11 protein-coding genes and 1 other RNA gene are annotated in these 14,563 nt (G+C 64.5%); 5 read left to right on the plus strand and 7 right to left on the minus strand.

The genetic code is table 11. The annotated features are described in order from the left end of the window. Nucleotides 1-218: 218 nt before the first annotated feature. Nucleotides 219-1,112 (minus strand): LysR family transcriptional regulator, encoded by an 894-nt coding sequence (locus tag B3E91_RS15095; RefSeq protein ID WP_287030214.1) that lies wholly within the window; start codon nucleotides 1,110-1,112, stop codon nucleotides 219-221. A gap of 161 nt (nucleotides 1,113-1,273) precedes the next feature. Here B3E91_RS15095 and B3E91_RS15100 point away from each other — a divergent pair, with 161 nt between their 5' ends. The 3 genes from B3E91_RS15100 to B3E91_RS15110 all read left to right on the plus strand — a co-directional run bounded on the left by B3E91_RS15100 (nucleotide 1,274) and on the right by B3E91_RS15110 (nucleotide 4,611). Further along, on the plus strand, nucleotides 1,274-2,323 hold the full coding sequence (locus B3E91_RS15100) for an SDR family oxidoreductase (protein ID WP_287030215.1): 1,050 nt from the start codon (nucleotides 1,274-1,276) through the stop codon (nucleotides 2,321-2,323). A gap of 41 nt (nucleotides 2,324-2,364) precedes the next feature. Further along, entirely contained in the window at nucleotides 2,365-3,669 is a 1,305-nt protein-coding gene (locus B3E91_RS15105; protein ID WP_287030216.1) for an NTP/NDP exchange transporter, read from the plus strand. 423 nt (nucleotides 3,670-4,092) lie between these two features. Continuing rightward, nucleotides 4,093-4,611 (plus strand): nuclear transport factor 2 family protein, encoded by a 519-nt coding sequence (locus B3E91_RS15110; RefSeq protein WP_287030217.1) that lies wholly within the window; start codon nucleotides 4,093-4,095, stop codon nucleotides 4,609-4,611. 133 nt (nucleotides 4,612-4,744) lie between these two features. On the opposite strand, the gene ssrA is transcribed toward B3E91_RS15110, so the two are convergent. From ssrA to B3E91_RS15135, 5 genes are all read right to left on the minus strand, one after another. Further along, nucleotides 4,745-5,103: a transfer-messenger RNA gene (gene ssrA, locus B3E91_RS15115) on the minus strand. 122 nt (nucleotides 5,104-5,225) lie between these two features. Then, nucleotides 5,226-5,504 carry a hypothetical protein gene (locus tag B3E91_RS15120; RefSeq protein WP_273234697.1) on the minus strand — a complete coding sequence of 93 codons (279 nt, stop codon included), beginning with the start codon at nucleotides 5,502-5,504 and terminating at the stop codon, nucleotides 5,226-5,228. A gap of 251 nt (nucleotides 5,505-5,755) precedes the next feature. Beyond that, nucleotides 5,756-8,590 (minus strand): FAD-binding and (Fe-S)-binding domain-containing protein, encoded by a 2,835-nt coding sequence (locus B3E91_RS15125; RefSeq protein ID WP_287030218.1) that lies wholly within the window; start codon nucleotides 8,588-8,590, stop codon nucleotides 5,756-5,758. 62 nt (nucleotides 8,591-8,652) lie between these two features. Continuing rightward, a complete protein-coding gene (gene lldD, locus B3E91_RS15130; RefSeq protein ID WP_090223657.1) occupies nucleotides 8,653-9,822 on the minus strand; it encodes an FMN-dependent L-lactate dehydrogenase LldD in 1,170 nt (389 codons plus the stop codon). 225 nt (nucleotides 9,823-10,047) lie between these two features. Beyond that, nucleotides 10,048-11,748: a lactate permease LctP family transporter gene (locus tag B3E91_RS15135; RefSeq protein WP_090223655.1), complete on the minus strand. Its 1,701-nt coding sequence runs from the start codon at nucleotides 11,746-11,748 to the stop codon at nucleotides 10,048-10,050. 282 nt (nucleotides 11,749-12,030) lie between these two features. Here B3E91_RS15135 and B3E91_RS15140 point away from each other — a divergent pair, with 282 nt between their 5' ends. Continuing rightward, nucleotides 12,031-12,795, plus strand: a complete 765-nt coding sequence (locus B3E91_RS15140) for a GntR family transcriptional regulator (RefSeq protein WP_090223653.1) — start codon at nucleotides 12,031-12,033, stop codon at nucleotides 12,793-12,795. Between the two features lie 65 nt (nucleotides 12,796-12,860). On the opposite strand, the gene smpB is transcribed toward B3E91_RS15140, so the two are convergent. Next, the gene (gene smpB / locus B3E91_RS15145; protein ID WP_090223652.1) at nucleotides 12,861-13,343 is read right to left on the minus strand and encodes an SsrA-binding protein SmpB; all 483 of its coding nucleotides are present in this window, start codon (nucleotides 13,341-13,343) and stop codon (nucleotides 12,861-12,863) included. A gap of 117 nt (nucleotides 13,344-13,460) precedes the next feature. On the opposite strand from smpB, the gene B3E91_RS15150 reads away from it, so the two are divergent. Next, the coding region (locus B3E91_RS15150; protein WP_287030227.1) for a sodium-dependent transporter at nucleotides 13,461-14,563 on the plus strand (1,103 nt) is incomplete at its 3' end.

Below are 14,563 nucleotides of genomic sequence, written 5' to 3' on the forward strand. Positions count from 1 at the left end.
ATTCGCTGGCTGTCTTGCCTAATACTGCCGCTGAGTGGGGCGCTGGAGTCCGCGTTGGCTCGCCAAAGCCGGTGCCCTGTTTGGAAGCAGGACAGGAGATCGGCGCCCTTCGTCGAGACTGACGCGCGGTCTGTGGAGGATCTGGGAGCGGGGGCGACGACGGCGTCGGCCTGTAACGTTCACGCCGCGACTGCCCGGCGCGGGCGACTTCAGCCCGATCAGGCTTCGGTTTTCAGAAAATCTACGAATGCGCGAAGGGGCGAAGGCACGTGCCTGCGGTCGTTGTAGTACAGGTAGGGGCCGTCGAATGCCTGCCACCAGTCCTCCAGTACCGGTAACAGCGTGCCCTGCTCGATCAGCGGCCCCAGGTACTCCTCGAAGGTGTAGATAATCCCGACGCCGCCTAGCGCAGCGCCCACTTCCAGATCCTGGGATGAGCTGAGCAGCGGTCCCTGAGGCGGTACGCGCACTCTGGCTCCGTCTTTTTCGAACTCCCATACGCCCAGCTTGCCGCTCTCGAAGCGGTGGCCGATCAGGCGGTGATTGAGCAGGTCGCGGGGGTGCAGCGGGGTGCCGTTCTGCTCCAGATAGGCCGGCGCTGCAGCGGCGACGAAGCGTTGTCGACGTGGGCCGATGGGCACCGCAATCATGTCCTTGGCCAGGCTTTCCTCGTAGCGGACGCCCGCGTCGTAGCCGGCGGCGATGACATCGATGAAGGTGTTATCCATCGTCACTTCGATGCTCACCCCCGGGTAGCGTGCGAGAAACGCAGGGACCAGCCTGGGCAGTACGAAACGCGCGACGGGCACCGGTACATTAAGGCGCAGGGTCCCCACAGGGCGCTGCGCATCTTCGTGAAGGTCGCCGAAGGCCGCGCTCATTTGCTCGAGAGCCGGGCGTAGCCGCTCCAGCAGGCGTGCACCGACTTCCGTCGGGACCACGCTGCGGGTCGTGCGATTGAGCAGCCTGATGCCCAGATCGCTTTCCAACCGGCGGACACCATCGCTGATGGACGAGGCCGACATGCCCCGTTTCTGGGCTGCCACCCGGAACCCGCCCGCTTCCACCACCGCGGCGAAGAGGGCGACATCGGTCAGGTTGGGTTGGCGCATGGCGGCTCTCCTAAAAGGAAGAGCGGATTGTACGGTTGAGCGTACATAGCGTCCATTTCAGTACGGCTTATCGGCGATAATCCACGGGTTAACAATGCCTCACGTCGACGGCACCGCCTTGTAGCGGTTCGTCAGGTCATTCCCTACGTGAGGATCGAACGATGACAAGTGCAACCCTGCAGATGGATCCCATCCGTATCGCCAGCGCCGGGTGGCGCAGAGGCCTTGCAACCATCGGTCTGGTCCTGGGCTGCCTGCTGGACGTCGGCATCGCCAGCGCCCAGAGCCGGCCAAAACCGGATTGGAGCCTGGCGGACATGCCCTCGCAGAGTGGGCGTATTTTCCTCGTCACGGGCGGCACCAGCGGCATGGGCTACGAGGACGCCAAGGCCCTCGCGGCCGCTGGCGCCCAGGTGGTGATTGCTGCACGCAATCCACAACGGGGCGATGAAGCCATTGCCCGTATCAAACAGGAGGTAGCCGACGCCCAGGTTCACTTCGAGGCGGTGGACCTGGCCAACCTGGCATCGGTCCAGGCGCTCGGCGAACGCCTCAGCGCGACCCTGCCGCGCCTCGATGGGTTGATCAACAACGCCGCGATCATGGCTCCTCCGCAGCGTGTCGCCTCGGCCGATGGCTACGAGTCGCAACTGGCCACCAACTATCTGGGCCACTTCGCCCTGACCGCCCATCTGCTGCCCCTGCTGCGCAAAAGCGACAGCGCACGGGTAGTGACCTTGTCCAGCATCGCTGCCGCGCGCGGCACCATCGACTTCGATGACTTGCAATCCGAGCGGTCCTACAACCCTTACGCGTCCTATTCCCAGTCCAAGCTGGCCGGTCTGATGTTCGCCCTCGAACTGCAGCGCCGCAGCGAAGCGCAAGGCTGGGGGATTCGGAGCATCGCCGCGCACCCTGGCGTGGCCGTGACGGAGCTGATCGAGCGCGGTCCAGGCCTGGATAGCGAGTTCGGGCGCAACTGGGCCAAGGACCGCGAGCGCTATCACTCTGCCGCTCAGGGTGCGCTGCCGACGCTGTACGCAGCCACCGCCGTCGAAGCGCAGCCAGACGCCTACTACGGCCCGACGGGCGAGGGAGAAAAGCGCGGTCCTCTGGGGCTGGCCAGCGTACCGGCCGCCGCGAAAGACGCGGCGGCGGCCACTCGTCTATGGACAGTTAGTGAACAGCTGACCGGTGTCAGCTACCGCTAAGCCAGGCGCCAGGCGCCAGGCGCCAGGCGAGGAGAGTCATCATGCTGTCAGTCACTCTGGTACAGCGCCTCGGCGCTGCCATCAACGCCGAGCGCCATGAGCTGAAACCTGCGCTGGCGGGGTTCGCGTTGTTTTTCTGCCTGTTCTCCGGCTATTTCATGCTGCGCCCGATTCGCGAGTCGATGGGCATCATGGCCGGCATCGAGAACCTGCAATGGCTATTCACCGTCACCTTCGTGGTCATGCTGGTGGCGGTGCCGTTGTTCGCCTGGCTCAGCTCCCGTGTGCCGCGTATTCACTTCGTCGATTGGGTCTACGGGTTCTTCTGTCTGAACCTGCTGGCCTTCGCCGGACTGTTTCAGTTCAGCGCTGACAACGTCTGGCTGGCGAGGGTGTTCTACGTGTGGATTTCGGTCTACAACCTGTTCGTGGTCTCGGTGGCCTGGAGCCTGATGGCCGATGTGTTCGATGGGCGTCAGGCCAAGCGGCTGTTCGCCTTCATTGCGGCGGGCGCGAGCGTCGGTGGCCTGGTCGGGCCGGCGACGAGCGCGCTGCTTGTTGGGCCCATTGGTCAATCCGGGCTGGTGTTGCTGGCGGCTGTGCTGCTGGGCGTCGCGCTGGCACTGAAAGTGCCGCTGATGCGCTGGCGGGAAATCGGTGGCGCCGGCAGACCCGGTGCGCCCGTCACGGAGAGTCCGCGCAAGCCGGTGACGGGCAACCCGTTCAGCGGCCTTACGCGGGTCATGCAGTCGCGTTATCTGTTCGCCATCGCCGGGTTCGTTGTACTGCTCGCCACCGTGACGACCTTTCTGTATTTCGAGCAGGCACGCCTGGTGGCCGAGCGCTTTCCGGACCGCGATTCGCAGATCAGGGTGTTCGGCATCATCGATGTGATCGTTCAGGCCGGTGCCTTGCTGTCGCAGTTGTTCATCATCGGGCGCATCGCCCAGAAGCAGGGGGTGCGCGTGCTGCTGGCGATCGTACCGGCGCTGGTTTGCGTGGGCTTTGTCGGCCTCGCCCTGGCGCCCACGTTCGCCATGTTGGCGGCGTTGATGATCGTCAGGCGCATCGGTGAATACGCCTTCGTCCGCCCCGGCCGGGAGATGCTCTTCGCGCCCCTGGATGCCGAGAGTAAATACAAAGCCAAGGGGTTTATCGATACGGTCGTCTACCGGGCAGGCGACGCCCTGAGCGGCTGGGTAAAAAGTGGCCTTGATATGCTCGGTCAGGGCGTAGTACCGGTGGCGTTGGTAGGTGCCACTTGCGCCCTGTTTTGGGGAGCACTTGGCTGGTACCTGGGCAAGCAGGCCGACGCGTTAAGCAAGCGCTCGACGCCGGTTCGGTGACCCCCTGAACTCGGGCCGTATATCTGCACCCCGGACACCAACACGATGTGAGGTGTGGGACCACACGTATTCATTAGATGGGGCCGATCCATCTCTCCAGGGATGCTGAACGAGAAGGGCTTCCGGCCTTTCCGTTCTTGGCGATCTCATCATGCATGGCGAGGGAACCTGCAGATTGTCAGATCGAGCCTTAATGCCGGCACGACAGGGCGGTGATGGCTACCGCTTAGCCCGCGAGACCTAGTTGCTTCCCCAGCCGAAATGTTGCAGCGCTTTTCGACAGGAGGATCGGGCAAGCATTCGGGACGATCCTGCTACGACCACGGCATGCCGCAAGGGCAGGCTCTTTCACGTAAAGACCGGGTGTGCACGTCCGCTTTCGAGCACGCCGCTGATGACCAGTAACCCTAAGAGAACTCAGCCATGCGTATTCCAACGTTACGTGTTACCCGCGCGGCGACCCTGGCCGGCGCACTGCTCCTTGGCGCTCTGCTGCCGGGGCCGGCGCTCGCCAATGCCAGCAGCGACGTCGAGGCCCGCAACAAACAGGCGGTCACCGAGGCCTTCGATCGCTGGGCGGCCGGCAGCACTACCTTCTTTCGCGACATCCTGATGCCGGATGTGGTGTGGACCATCAAGGGTTCCGGCCCCAGTGCCGGCGTTTATCACGGCCTGGACTCGTTCGTGTCCGAAGCGGTGCAGCCTTTCGTTTCACGCCTGTCCGCGCCGGTGCGCCCGGTCAGCAAGCAGATCTGGGCCGATGGCGACCACTTGATCATCCAGTGGGACGGTGCCGGTGTCGCCCGTGACGGCCAGCCCTATCGCAACAGCTATGCATGGATTTTCCACATGCGTGACGGCAAGGCCTTCGAAGTGACGGCCTACCTTGACCTTCCGGCCTACGACGCCGTGCTGCAGCGCATCCCAGCTCCCACGCAGTGAGGGACGGGTGATCTGCCATGACCTGCGACATGCCCGTTGCCGCATTGTGGAGGGTAACAATCTGGGCTTTCGATGCGCTTTCTGCACCCAAAGAAAAACCCCTGACTTTCGCTAGGAAAATCAGGGGTTAATTTGGTGGAGCCGGGGGGATTTGAACCCCCGTCCGCCAGCTCTCCACTATCGGTTCTACATGCTTAGCCATCTCTACTGAGTTAACTCCGCGCGGCCCGAGTGGCAGGGCGCTTGGAGCGAGCTGTATGAGTTTTAGCCGTTACGTCTACAGCGAACTTGGCGGCGATCCTGTTCTATCTGACTGTCCAGAATCTTCGGGTTTACAGGCATCCCCTATGGACAGCTAGCGGCACTTAGGCGGCTAGAGCGTAGTTGTCGTCGTTGGCAACTATAAATTTGCAACAGTGGATTTACGAGTTCTGTTACCAACTCGGCATGCCCCTCAAGTTTTGTTACCGGCGTCGAATCCTAATCGGCCCCAAATCTGAGCGGTGTAACGGTGTTGCAGCGGCGTAGTCTACTGCAGCGGGCATTCGGCGTCGACCGCTACGCCAGAAAGCCGGCACACGGCCGGCTTCCTGGCAATACGCAGAACGGACCGCTTACTGGCCGCTACCGCTGCCGCCGCCATCACCGGGCGCCTTCATCATTTGCAGTGCCTTGCCGCTGGAAGCGATGCAGGCTTTCTCGTCGCCGGCGTCGCGCGCCTTCATGGCTTCGGCCTTCAGTTCGGCCACTTCGGATTTCATCGGTTCGCCCAGGGTCGGGGCGGTGGTCATGCCGTCATCGATCTTCTGCAGGTTCACGTCACAAAGGTCACTTGCGGCGAAAACCGGCGATGCCATGAGTGCGGCAGCAAAAACAAGCGCGGTACGTTTCATGTTTTTCTCCTCGGTCAAAGATTCGGCACAGGCGCCTTTGGCTTACCCGTTCGACTCACCGTGGAAGCGCTCTGGATCGAGGTTTCTCGCTTCCGCGGGTGGCCGTTTCGAACAAGTCCTTTTTATTACCGGACTTGCAAAAATGGACTCCGGCGAATTGCCAGGGGTTCATTTTTTTCTCGCGCCGCTTGGCTGAGGTTTGTTTCAGCAAAAAAATGCCCCGTACGTGACGGGGCTAAAGACTTGTGTAATCAAACAGTTAGAGGCCTGGCTCGGGGGCGGGAGACGCGGTCGACGAGATACACCAAGCCGTGGTAATCGATGCCGCCGTGCTGGGTCAGGCCGATTTCGCAGGTGCGGCTGGTGGAGATGCCTTCGTCGCAGTGCTGCACCGCGTCCTTGAGCGAACGCAGCGAGTGGCCGTTCAGCTCCGGGGTGGTGAAGCCCTTGTCGCCGGCGAATCCGCAGCAATGGATGCCTTCGGGAATCACCACGGTCTTCGCGCAGCGCTTGGCGATTTCGATCAGCGCCGGGCCTTCGCCCAGGTGCTGGGTGCTGCAGGTGACGTGGACCGCGATCGGCGCTTCCTGCGGGACGATGTCCAGACGGTCGAGCAGGTGGGTGCGGATGAAGCGCACCGGGTCGTGCACGTCGAGGCGTTCGTCGGCGAGCTCCTGGACCAGCCGCAGGGTGCAGGGGCTGGTGTCGCAGTAGATCGGGTCGAGCCCGCCACGGCTGGCTTCGAGCAATGCGTCGAGGGTTTCCTGGCGCTTGCGGTTGGCCTGCTCGAAGTAGCCCTTGGAGGCGAACGGCTGGCCGCAGCAGAGGTTATCGAGGTTCTTCGGGAAGACCACCTGGTAACCGGCCTTTTCCAGCAGCGCGCGGGTCTTGTCGAGCAGCGGCAGCTGTTCCCTGTCACCGGACGCCGGGCCCATCGCACGCGAAATGCAAGCCGCCAGATAGACCACGCGCGGGCGCTGGTCGGCATTCGATTCCGGCAGGTTGAGCTTCTGGATCGGCTGCGGCATGGCCGGCGTCCACAGCGGGACGCGGCCTTTGCTGGCCTTGCTCAGCGCGGCGGAGGTCCGGCCCAGCAGCGGCGCGCCGAGCAGCAGCCGCGCGCCATTGGCCACGTGCAGCATGAAGCGGGCGCCAAGCATGGCGGTGCGGAAGTGTTCGGCTGTCCAGGTGGCGGCCTTGGCGTGGTGCGCGTGCACGCTGCGCAGCTTGCGCACCAGTTCGCCGGTGTTGATGCCCACCGGGCAGCGCTGGGCGCAGAGGCCGGTGGCGGCGCAGGTGTCCACCCCGCGGTAGGCGTAGTCGGCCTCCAGCTCGGTGGTATCGACCCCCGCGCGGTGCCTGGCCTGGATGTCGCGCCACATGACGATGCGCTGGCGCGGGGTCAGGGTCAGTCCGTTGGACGGACAGACCGGCTCGCAGAAGCCACACTCGATGCACTTGTCAACGAGGGTGTCGGCGGCCGGCAGCGGCTTGAGGTTCTTCAGGTGGATGTCCGGGTCTTCGGAGAGCACCACGCCCGGGTTGAGGATGCCGTTGGGGTCGAGCAGTCGCTTGAGCGACCACATCAGTTGGTAGGCCTCGTTGCCCCATTCCAGTTCGACGAAGGGCGCCATGTTGCGTCCGGTGCCGTGCTCGGCCTTCAGCGAGCCGCCGAACTCCACCGCCACCAGTTGCGCGACGTCTTCCATGAATGCCGAGTAGCGCTGGATCTGCTCCGGCGTCTCGAAGCTCTGGGTGAAGACGAAGTGCAGGTTGCCCTCCAGCGCGTGGCCGAACAGGATCGCCTCGTCATAGTGATGCCGTTCCAGCAGTTCGATCAGCCGGTTGACGCCCTCGGCCAGCTGTTCGACCGGGAAGGTCACGTCCTCGATGATCACCGTGGTGCCGGTCTCGCGCACCGCGCCGACGGCCGGGAAGGTGTCCTTGCGGATCGCCCACAGCCGTCCGTATTCTACCGGGTCCTCGGTGAAGTCGACTCGCGCCTCGGTGGGGAAGGGGGCCAGCGAGGCCATGATCTGCCCGAGCTGTTCGTGAAGCAGGCTGTGGCTGGCCGCGCGCGACTCGATCAGCAGCGCGCAGGCCCCTTCGGACAGTGTCTGCACGAAGGCCGGCATGCCCGGCTTGTCCTGCACCGAACGCATGCTGCGACGGTCGAGCAGTTCCACCGCGGAAACCGGTTGCTGCTTGAGCACCGGCACCGCGCGGCAGCAGGTTTCCACATCGGGGAAGACGATGAAGGCGGTGGCCTTGTGCGGGTACTCCGGCACGGTGTCGTAGGTCACCGCGCTGATGAACCCCAGCGTGCCTTCGGAGCCGACCAGCAGGTGGTTGAGGATGTCCAGCGGCTGGTCGTAGTCCACCAGCGCATTGAGCGACAGCCCGGTGGTGTTCTTCAATCGGTACTTGTGACGGATTTTTGCCGCCAGCCCGGTGTTGGCGCGGGTCTGCCGGCCGAGTTCGGCCAGCTGTTCGAGCAGCGCTGCATGGGATTGCTCGAAGGCAGCGACGCTGGCCGGGTCTTCGCTGTCCAGCACCGTGCCGTCGGCCAGCACCAGGCGCAGGCCGGCCAACGTGTGGTAGGTGTTCTGCGCCGTACCGCAGCACATGCCGCTGGAGTTGTTGGCGACGATGCCGCCGATCTTGGCCGCGTTGATCGAGGCCGGGTCCGGCCCGATCTTGCGTCCGAACGGGGCCAGCCAGGCGTTGGCCTGGGCGCCGATCACGCCCGGCTGCAGGCGGATCTGCGTGCCTTCGCCGCGTATTTCGCGGGCGTTCCAGTGATCGCCGAGGACGATCAGTACCGAGTCGCTGACCGATTGCCCGGAGAGGCTGGTGCCGGCCGCGCGAAAGGTCACGGGGACCTTGGATGCCTGCGCCTGACGCAACAGCGCGACCACTTCGTGCTCCGACTCGACGCGCACCACCAGCTTCGGAATCAGGCGATAGAAGCTCGCGTCCGTGCCGTAGGCAAGGGTCGATAGCGGATCGTCGAAACGCCGCTCACGCGGGATCAACTGCTCGACGGCGGCGACGAAGTCGGCCGGCAGGGCGACGGACGTGTTCATTCAGGCTCCAGGTTCGGTTGTGGCGGGCCGCGTCGGCGAGGGCGCCGCGCGGCCTCATCGGTTTAGTCGACGTGGCGGGTGGTCTGGTATTCGCCCAGTTCGCGGACCAGCGAATCCGCGCTGATTTCGCTGATGGATTTGGCGCCGGTGAGCACCATCGCCACGCGCATTTCCTTCTCGATCAGGTTGAGCAGGTTGGTCACGCCGGCTTCGCCGTCCACCGCCAGTGCGTAGGCGAAGGCACGCCCGAGCAGCACGGTATCGGCGCCCAGGGCGATCATGCGCACCACGTCGAGGCCATTGCGGATGCCCGAGTCGGCGAGGATCTTGAGGTCGCCCTTGACCGCATCGGCGATCGCCGGCATCGCCCGCGCGCTGGAGAGCACGCCGTCGAGCTGACGGCCGCCATGGTTGGAGACGATGATGCCGTCCGCGCCGAACTTGACCGCATCGCGGGCGTCCTCGGGGTCGAGGATGCCCTTGATGACCATCGGGCCGTCCCAGAAATCGCGAATCCACTGCAGGTCCTGCCAGGAGATCGACGGATCGAAGTTGGTCGCCAGCCAGCCGATGTAGTCCTCCAGCCCGGTGGGATGGCCACGGTAGGTGGAGATGTTGCCGAGGTCGTGCGGCTTGCCGTTCAGGCCCACGTCCCAGGCCCACAGCGGGTGGGTCATGGCCTGTACCACGCGGCGCAGGGCGGCGTTCGGGCCGCTCATGCCGGAGTGGGCGTCGCGGTAGCGTGCGCCGGGAGTGGGCATGTCGACGGTGAACACCAGGGTGGTCACGCCGGCGGCCTTGGCGCGCTCGAGGGCGTTCTTCATGAAGCCGCGGTCTTTCAGCACGTAGAGCTGGAACCACATCGGCCGCTTGATCGCCGGCGCGACTTCCTCGATCGGGCAGACCGACACGGTGGACAGGGTGAAGGGAATGCCCTTGGCGTCGGCGGCGCGTGCAGCCTGCACTTCGCCGCGGCGGGCGAGCATGCCGGTCAGCCCGACGGGCGCCAGGGCAACCGGCATCGACAGGGTCTCGCCGAACAGCTGGGTCTCCAGGCTCAGCTCGGACATGTTGCGCAGTACGCGCTGGCGCAGGGCGATGCTGGCCAGGTCGTCGACGTTGCGGCGCAGGGTGTACTCGGCGTAGGCGCCGCCGTCGACATAGTGGAACAGGAAGGGCGGCAGCTTGCGTTTGGCCGCGGCGCGGTAATCGGTAGAGGCGGAGATGATCATGTGTTCACACCGTTTGGGAAAGCGAGGCGGGCGCCAGGTAGGCGTCGTCCTCGACAGGGAAACTGGATGTCGGTGCACCTGCGGCGCAGATGCGCGGCGAGTCGCGGCGCTGCCGACGGGCCTGGATGTCCCGCTCCAGGTGGCTGTAAACGCCTGCGGAACGGAATGCCGACTGGCATCCGTCCCGCGTGGGCTCTGACAGCGTAGTCAACCGCGGTCAGTGCCTCAGTGCACCAGCATGCCGGTGAACACGTAGGCCTGCAGCACGGTGATGATGCCGACGAAGGTGGCGAAGATCAGGCTGTGCTTGAGGGTGAAGCGGAACAGGTCGGATTCCTTGCCCACCAGGCCGGTCGCGGCGCAGGCCACGGCGATGGACTGCGGCGAGATCATCTTGCCGGTCACGCCGCCGCTGCTGTTGGCGGCCACCAGCAGCGTGTCGTTCACGCCGATCTGGTGCGCTGTGGTCGCCTGCAGCGAGCCGAACAGGGCATTGGACGAGGTGTCCGAGCCGGTCAGGAACACGCCCAGCCAGCCGAGGAACGGCGAGAAGAACGGGAAGGCCGCGCCGGTGCCGGCGAGAACCAGCGCCATGGTGGTGGACATGCCGGAGTAGTTGGTGACGAAGGCGAAGGCCAGCACCATGCCGATCGACATGATCGGGAACTTCAGCTCGACCAGGGTCTCCTTGAATGTGGTCAGACCAATTCGTGGGGTGATCCGCAGGATGAACATCGACAGGACCGCGGAGAGGAAGATCGCGGAGCCGGTGGCGGAGATCGGGTCGAGCTTGAACACGGCCGGCATTGGCGTCGGGTTGGCGACGATCGGGGCCACCTTGATCACCAGTTGGTCGAGGTAGGGCACGGCGAAGGTGAACACGCTGCTGTACAGCGCACCGCCCGCGGCGAACATCGCCTTGAACGGCTTCAGCGTCCAGATGGTGACGACCACGGTGAGGATCAGGAACGGCGACCAGGCCTTGAGGATCTGGCCGAAGCTGTAGGGCGAGGCGACCGTGGAGCGGGCTCCGCCGAAACCGCCGACCACGGCAGCGCCGCCCGCGGTGATGCCGACCACTTCGGCTTCCTTGGCCGCGGCGCCACTGCGCTTGGGCTGCCAGACCTTGAGGAACAGGGTCAGGGAAATCAGGCTGAACAGCGCGGAGGTGATGTCCGGCAGTTCCGGGCCGATGAAGTTGGAGGTGAAGAACTGCGCAACGGCGAAGCTGGCACCGGCAACCAGTGCGGCGGGCCAGGTTTCCTTGATGCCGCGCAGGCCGTCCATCATCGCCACCAGCCAGAACGGCACGATCAGCGACAGCAGCGGCAGTTGGCGACCGGTCATGGCGCCGATCTTGAACGCGTCGATGCCGGTGACCTGGCCTGCGACGATGATCGGGATACCCAGCGCGCCGAACGCCACTGGCGCGGTGTTGGCAATCAGGCACAGGCCGGCGGCATACAGCGGGTTGAAGCCGAGGCCGACGAGCAGGGCCGCGGTGATTGCCACCGGTGCGCCGAAGCCGGCGGCGCCTTCGAGGAACGCGCCGAAGGAGAAGCCGATCAGCAGCATCTGCAGGCGCTGGTCGTCGGTGATCGACAGCACCGAGCTGCGGATGATCTCGAACTGGCCGCTCTTGACCGTCAGTTTGTAGAGGAATACCGCCGCGACGATGATCCAGGCGATCGGCCAGAGACCATAGGCGAAGCCGTAGCCGGCCGAGGCCAGCGCCTTCTCGACGGGCATGTCGAAGGCGAAGATGGCGATCAGCATGGAGAGGGCCAGGGTGATGGTCCCGGCGACGTAGCCCTTCATGCGGAATACCGCGAGGCCGAGGAAGAAGAACACGATCGGTATCAGTGCGACCGCCGCGGACAGCCACAGGCTGCCAAGCGGGGTGTAGATCTGTTGCCAAGTCTGCATGGGGACTCCCCTGTTTATTGTGGTTGTAGCTGCCCGGTTCGCAGGGTGTTGCGGGTCCCGGTGCGTGCAGATAAAGTGGTAATACCAATTTACAGCGTCACGCGCCCAGATTAAAAGCGGGCTATGTGGGTGTCAATTTGAGCGGCTCATACTTTGGTCGAAGACCGCTGGATGCCGTGTCTCTTGTGGGCTGTAAACGGGCTGTCTAGTCTTCCCAGCGGGTAGCGCCCGCTGCCTGACGATCGCCACAGCGGCGACCATTTCGAGGTGAGAACGGTGTCATTGGAGTTTGGTCAGGTTCGTCAGCGTCGTTTGTCGGACACTATCGTTGCGCAACTCGAGACGATGATCCTCGAAGGCACCTTGCGTGCTGGTGAACGATTGCCCGCCGAAAGAGCCCTGGCGGAACGTTTCGGCGTGTCACGGCCCTCGCTGCGCGAAGCGATTCAGAAGCTCACCGCGCGTGGCCTGCTAATGAGTCGGCACGGCGGCGGAACCTTCGTCGTCGATACCCTGGGCTCGGCGTTCAGCGACCCGCTCATGCACCTGCTGGAAAGCAGCGACGAAGCGCAGCGCGATCTGCTGGAGTTTCGCCACACGCTGGAAGGCTCTTGCGCGTACTACGCGGCCATTCGCGCCACGGAGCTGGATCACCAGCGCCTGCGCGCGGCATTCGACACGCTGCAGCAGTGCTACCTGCGCAACCCGCAGGTCAGCGTCGAAGAGGGCGCGGCCGACGCCTCCTTCCACCTGGCGATCGCCGAGGCCAGCCACAACGGCATGCTGCTGCACACCATCCGCGCGCTGTTCGACCTGCTCAAGCGCAACGTGGTGACCAACATCGGCGGAATGTACGAACGCCGCAGCGAGACCCGCGACATGCTGATGAAGCAGCACCGCGAGCTGTTCGACGCGATCATCGAGCGACGCGCCGAAGACGCCCGGGATATCTCCAACCGGCACATCCACTACGTTCAGGAAGTGCTCGCCGAAGCCCAGCAGGAAGCCCAGCGCGTGGCGCGGGCGCAGCGTCGTCAGGGCTTGTAGCGGTTAGATGAGGTTCGGACGGCGCGGGCTGGAAACCCGCGGAGCCGTCCGAAGGCGGGCGGCGATTACTCGTCCTTGCCCTTGGTGCGCATCGCGCGCTGCACCTCGCGATCGGCGTCGCGCTCCTTCTCGGTGTGGCGCTTGTCGAACTCCTTCTTGCCCTTCGCCAGGGCGATGTCGCACTTGATCAGGTGCTTCTTCCAGTGCAGCGACAGCGCCACGCAGGCGTAGCCCTTCTGCTGCACGGCGCCGAACAGCTTGCCCAGTTCGCGCTTGTGCAGGAGCAGCTTGCGCGTGCGGGTGGGGTCGGCGATGACGTGGGTGCTGGCGGTGGTGAGCGGCGTGATGTGGCAACCCATCAGCCACGCCTCGCCGTCCTTGAGCAGCACGTAGCTGTCGACCAACTGCGCCTTGCCGGCGCGCAGGCTTTTCACTTCCCAGCCCGCGAGAGCGAGGCCCGCTTCGAAGCGTTGCTCGATGAAAAAGTCGTGCAGTGCCTTCTTGTTCTGCGCGATGGAACCCGGAGATGTTTTCTTTTGCTTGGCCATAGGGGCGGCATTATAGAGAGTCGACAACGGCGCGGCTATGCCGCAGACGTGCGCTTGAGGGGGTTGGATGAAACCCGGACAATGCGCGCTCTTTTTTGACCGGGTGGGCAGCAATCGATGGACAAGGTTTCAGTGCACGGCAGCTGGACCAGTCGCTGGGTGTTCATTCTCGCGGCTACCGGTTCCGCGGTTGGTCTGGGCAGCATCTGGAAATTCCCCTACATGACCGGCGTCTACGGCGGCGGCGCCTTCGTGTTGGTGTTCCTTGCCTGCATCGCGCTGATCGGTCTGCCGGTGATGCTCGCCGAAACCCTGATCGGCCGGCGCGCGCGGCAGAGTCCGGCGAACGCGCTGCGTGAGCTGGCGGTCGCCGCCGGGCATACGCCCGTCTGGTCCTGGGCGGCCTTCGCCGGGATGATCACCGCGCTGCTGATCCTTTCGTTCTACAGCGTGGTCGGCGGCTGGTCGCTGGATTACATCCTCGGCGTCGGGCGCGGCGACTTCCAGGGCGCCACCGCCGAGCGTGGCGCGGCGTTGTTCGGCGCGCTGGTGGACGATCCCTGGCGGATGATCCTCTGGCACACGGTGTTCATGGCGTTGTCGGCCTGGGTGATCGCCAAGGGCGTGGTCGCCGGGCTCGAGAAAAGCCTGCGAATCATGATGCCGCTGCTGTTCGTCCTTCTGCTGATCCTGCTCGGCTACAGCATGACCACCGGGCATTTCATGCAGGGCCTGCATTTCATGTTCAATTTCGATACCTCGCGGCTGCTCGAGGGAACGCTGCCCGCCATGGGCCATGCGTTCTTCTCGCTGAGCGTCGGGGTCGGCTCGATCATGATCTACGGCGCCTACATGCCGAAGCACACCTCCATCGGCGCCACTGTCATCGCTGTGGCGCTGATGGATACCTTCGTCTCGCTGCTGGCCGGCGTGGCCCTGTTCCCCATCGTGTTTTCCGCCGGGCTGAACCCGGGCGAAGGGCCGGGGCTGATGTTCGTCACCCTGCCGCTGGCATTCGGCAACGTCGGCTTCGGCCAGGTGATGGGTGTGGTGTTCTTCATCCTGGTGCTGATCGCCGCCTGGACCTCGGCGATCTCCATGCTCGAACCGATGGTCGCCTACCTGGTGGAGCGCAGCCGTCGTTCGCGGCTGTGGATCACCAGCGTGCTGGCGTTCGTCTGCTGGTTCGTCGGTCTCGGCACGGTGTTCTCCTTCAATAT

Source organism: Pseudomonas sp. UBA6310 (assembly GCF_002438225.1).
GTDB classification, from domain to species: Bacteria; Pseudomonadota; Gammaproteobacteria; order Pseudomonadales; family Pseudomonadaceae; genus Pseudomonas_O; species Pseudomonas_O kuykendallii.

What these genes read in the sequence shown, in the direction of transcription:
- B3E91_RS15095 (WP_287030214.1), bottom strand. Translation starts at nt 1,112, where the DNA reads ATGCGCCAACCCAACCTGACCGATGTCGCCCTCTTCGCCGCGGTGGTG.
- B3E91_RS15100 (WP_287030215.1), top strand. Translation starts at nt 1,274, where the DNA reads ATGACAAGTGCAACCCTGCAGATGGATCCCATCCGTATCGCCAGCGCC.
- B3E91_RS15105 (WP_287030216.1), top strand. Translation starts at nt 2,365, where the DNA reads ATGCTGTCAGTCACTCTGGTACAGCGCCTCGGCGCTGCCATCAACGCC.
- B3E91_RS15110 (WP_287030217.1), top strand. Translation starts at nt 4,093, where the DNA reads ATGCGTATTCCAACGTTACGTGTTACCCGCGCGGCGACCCTGGCCGGC.
- B3E91_RS15120 (WP_273234697.1), bottom strand. Translation starts at nt 5,504, where the DNA reads ATGAAACGTACCGCGCTTGTTTTTGCTGCCGCACTCATGGCATCGCCG.
- B3E91_RS15125 (WP_287030218.1), bottom strand. Translation starts at nt 8,590, where the DNA reads ATGAACACGTCCGTCGCCCTGCCGGCCGACTTCGTCGCCGCCGTCGAG.
- lldD (WP_090223657.1), bottom strand. Translation starts at nt 9,822, where the DNA reads ATGATCATCTCCGCCTCTACCGATTACCGCGCCGCGGCCAAACGCAAG.
- B3E91_RS15135 (WP_090223655.1), bottom strand. Translation starts at nt 11,748, where the DNA reads ATGCAGACTTGGCAACAGATCTACACCCCGCTTGGCAGCCTGTGGCTG.
- smpB (WP_090223652.1), bottom strand. Translation starts at nt 13,343, where the DNA reads ATGGCCAAGCAAAAGAAAACATCTCCGGGTTCCATCGCGCAGAACAAG.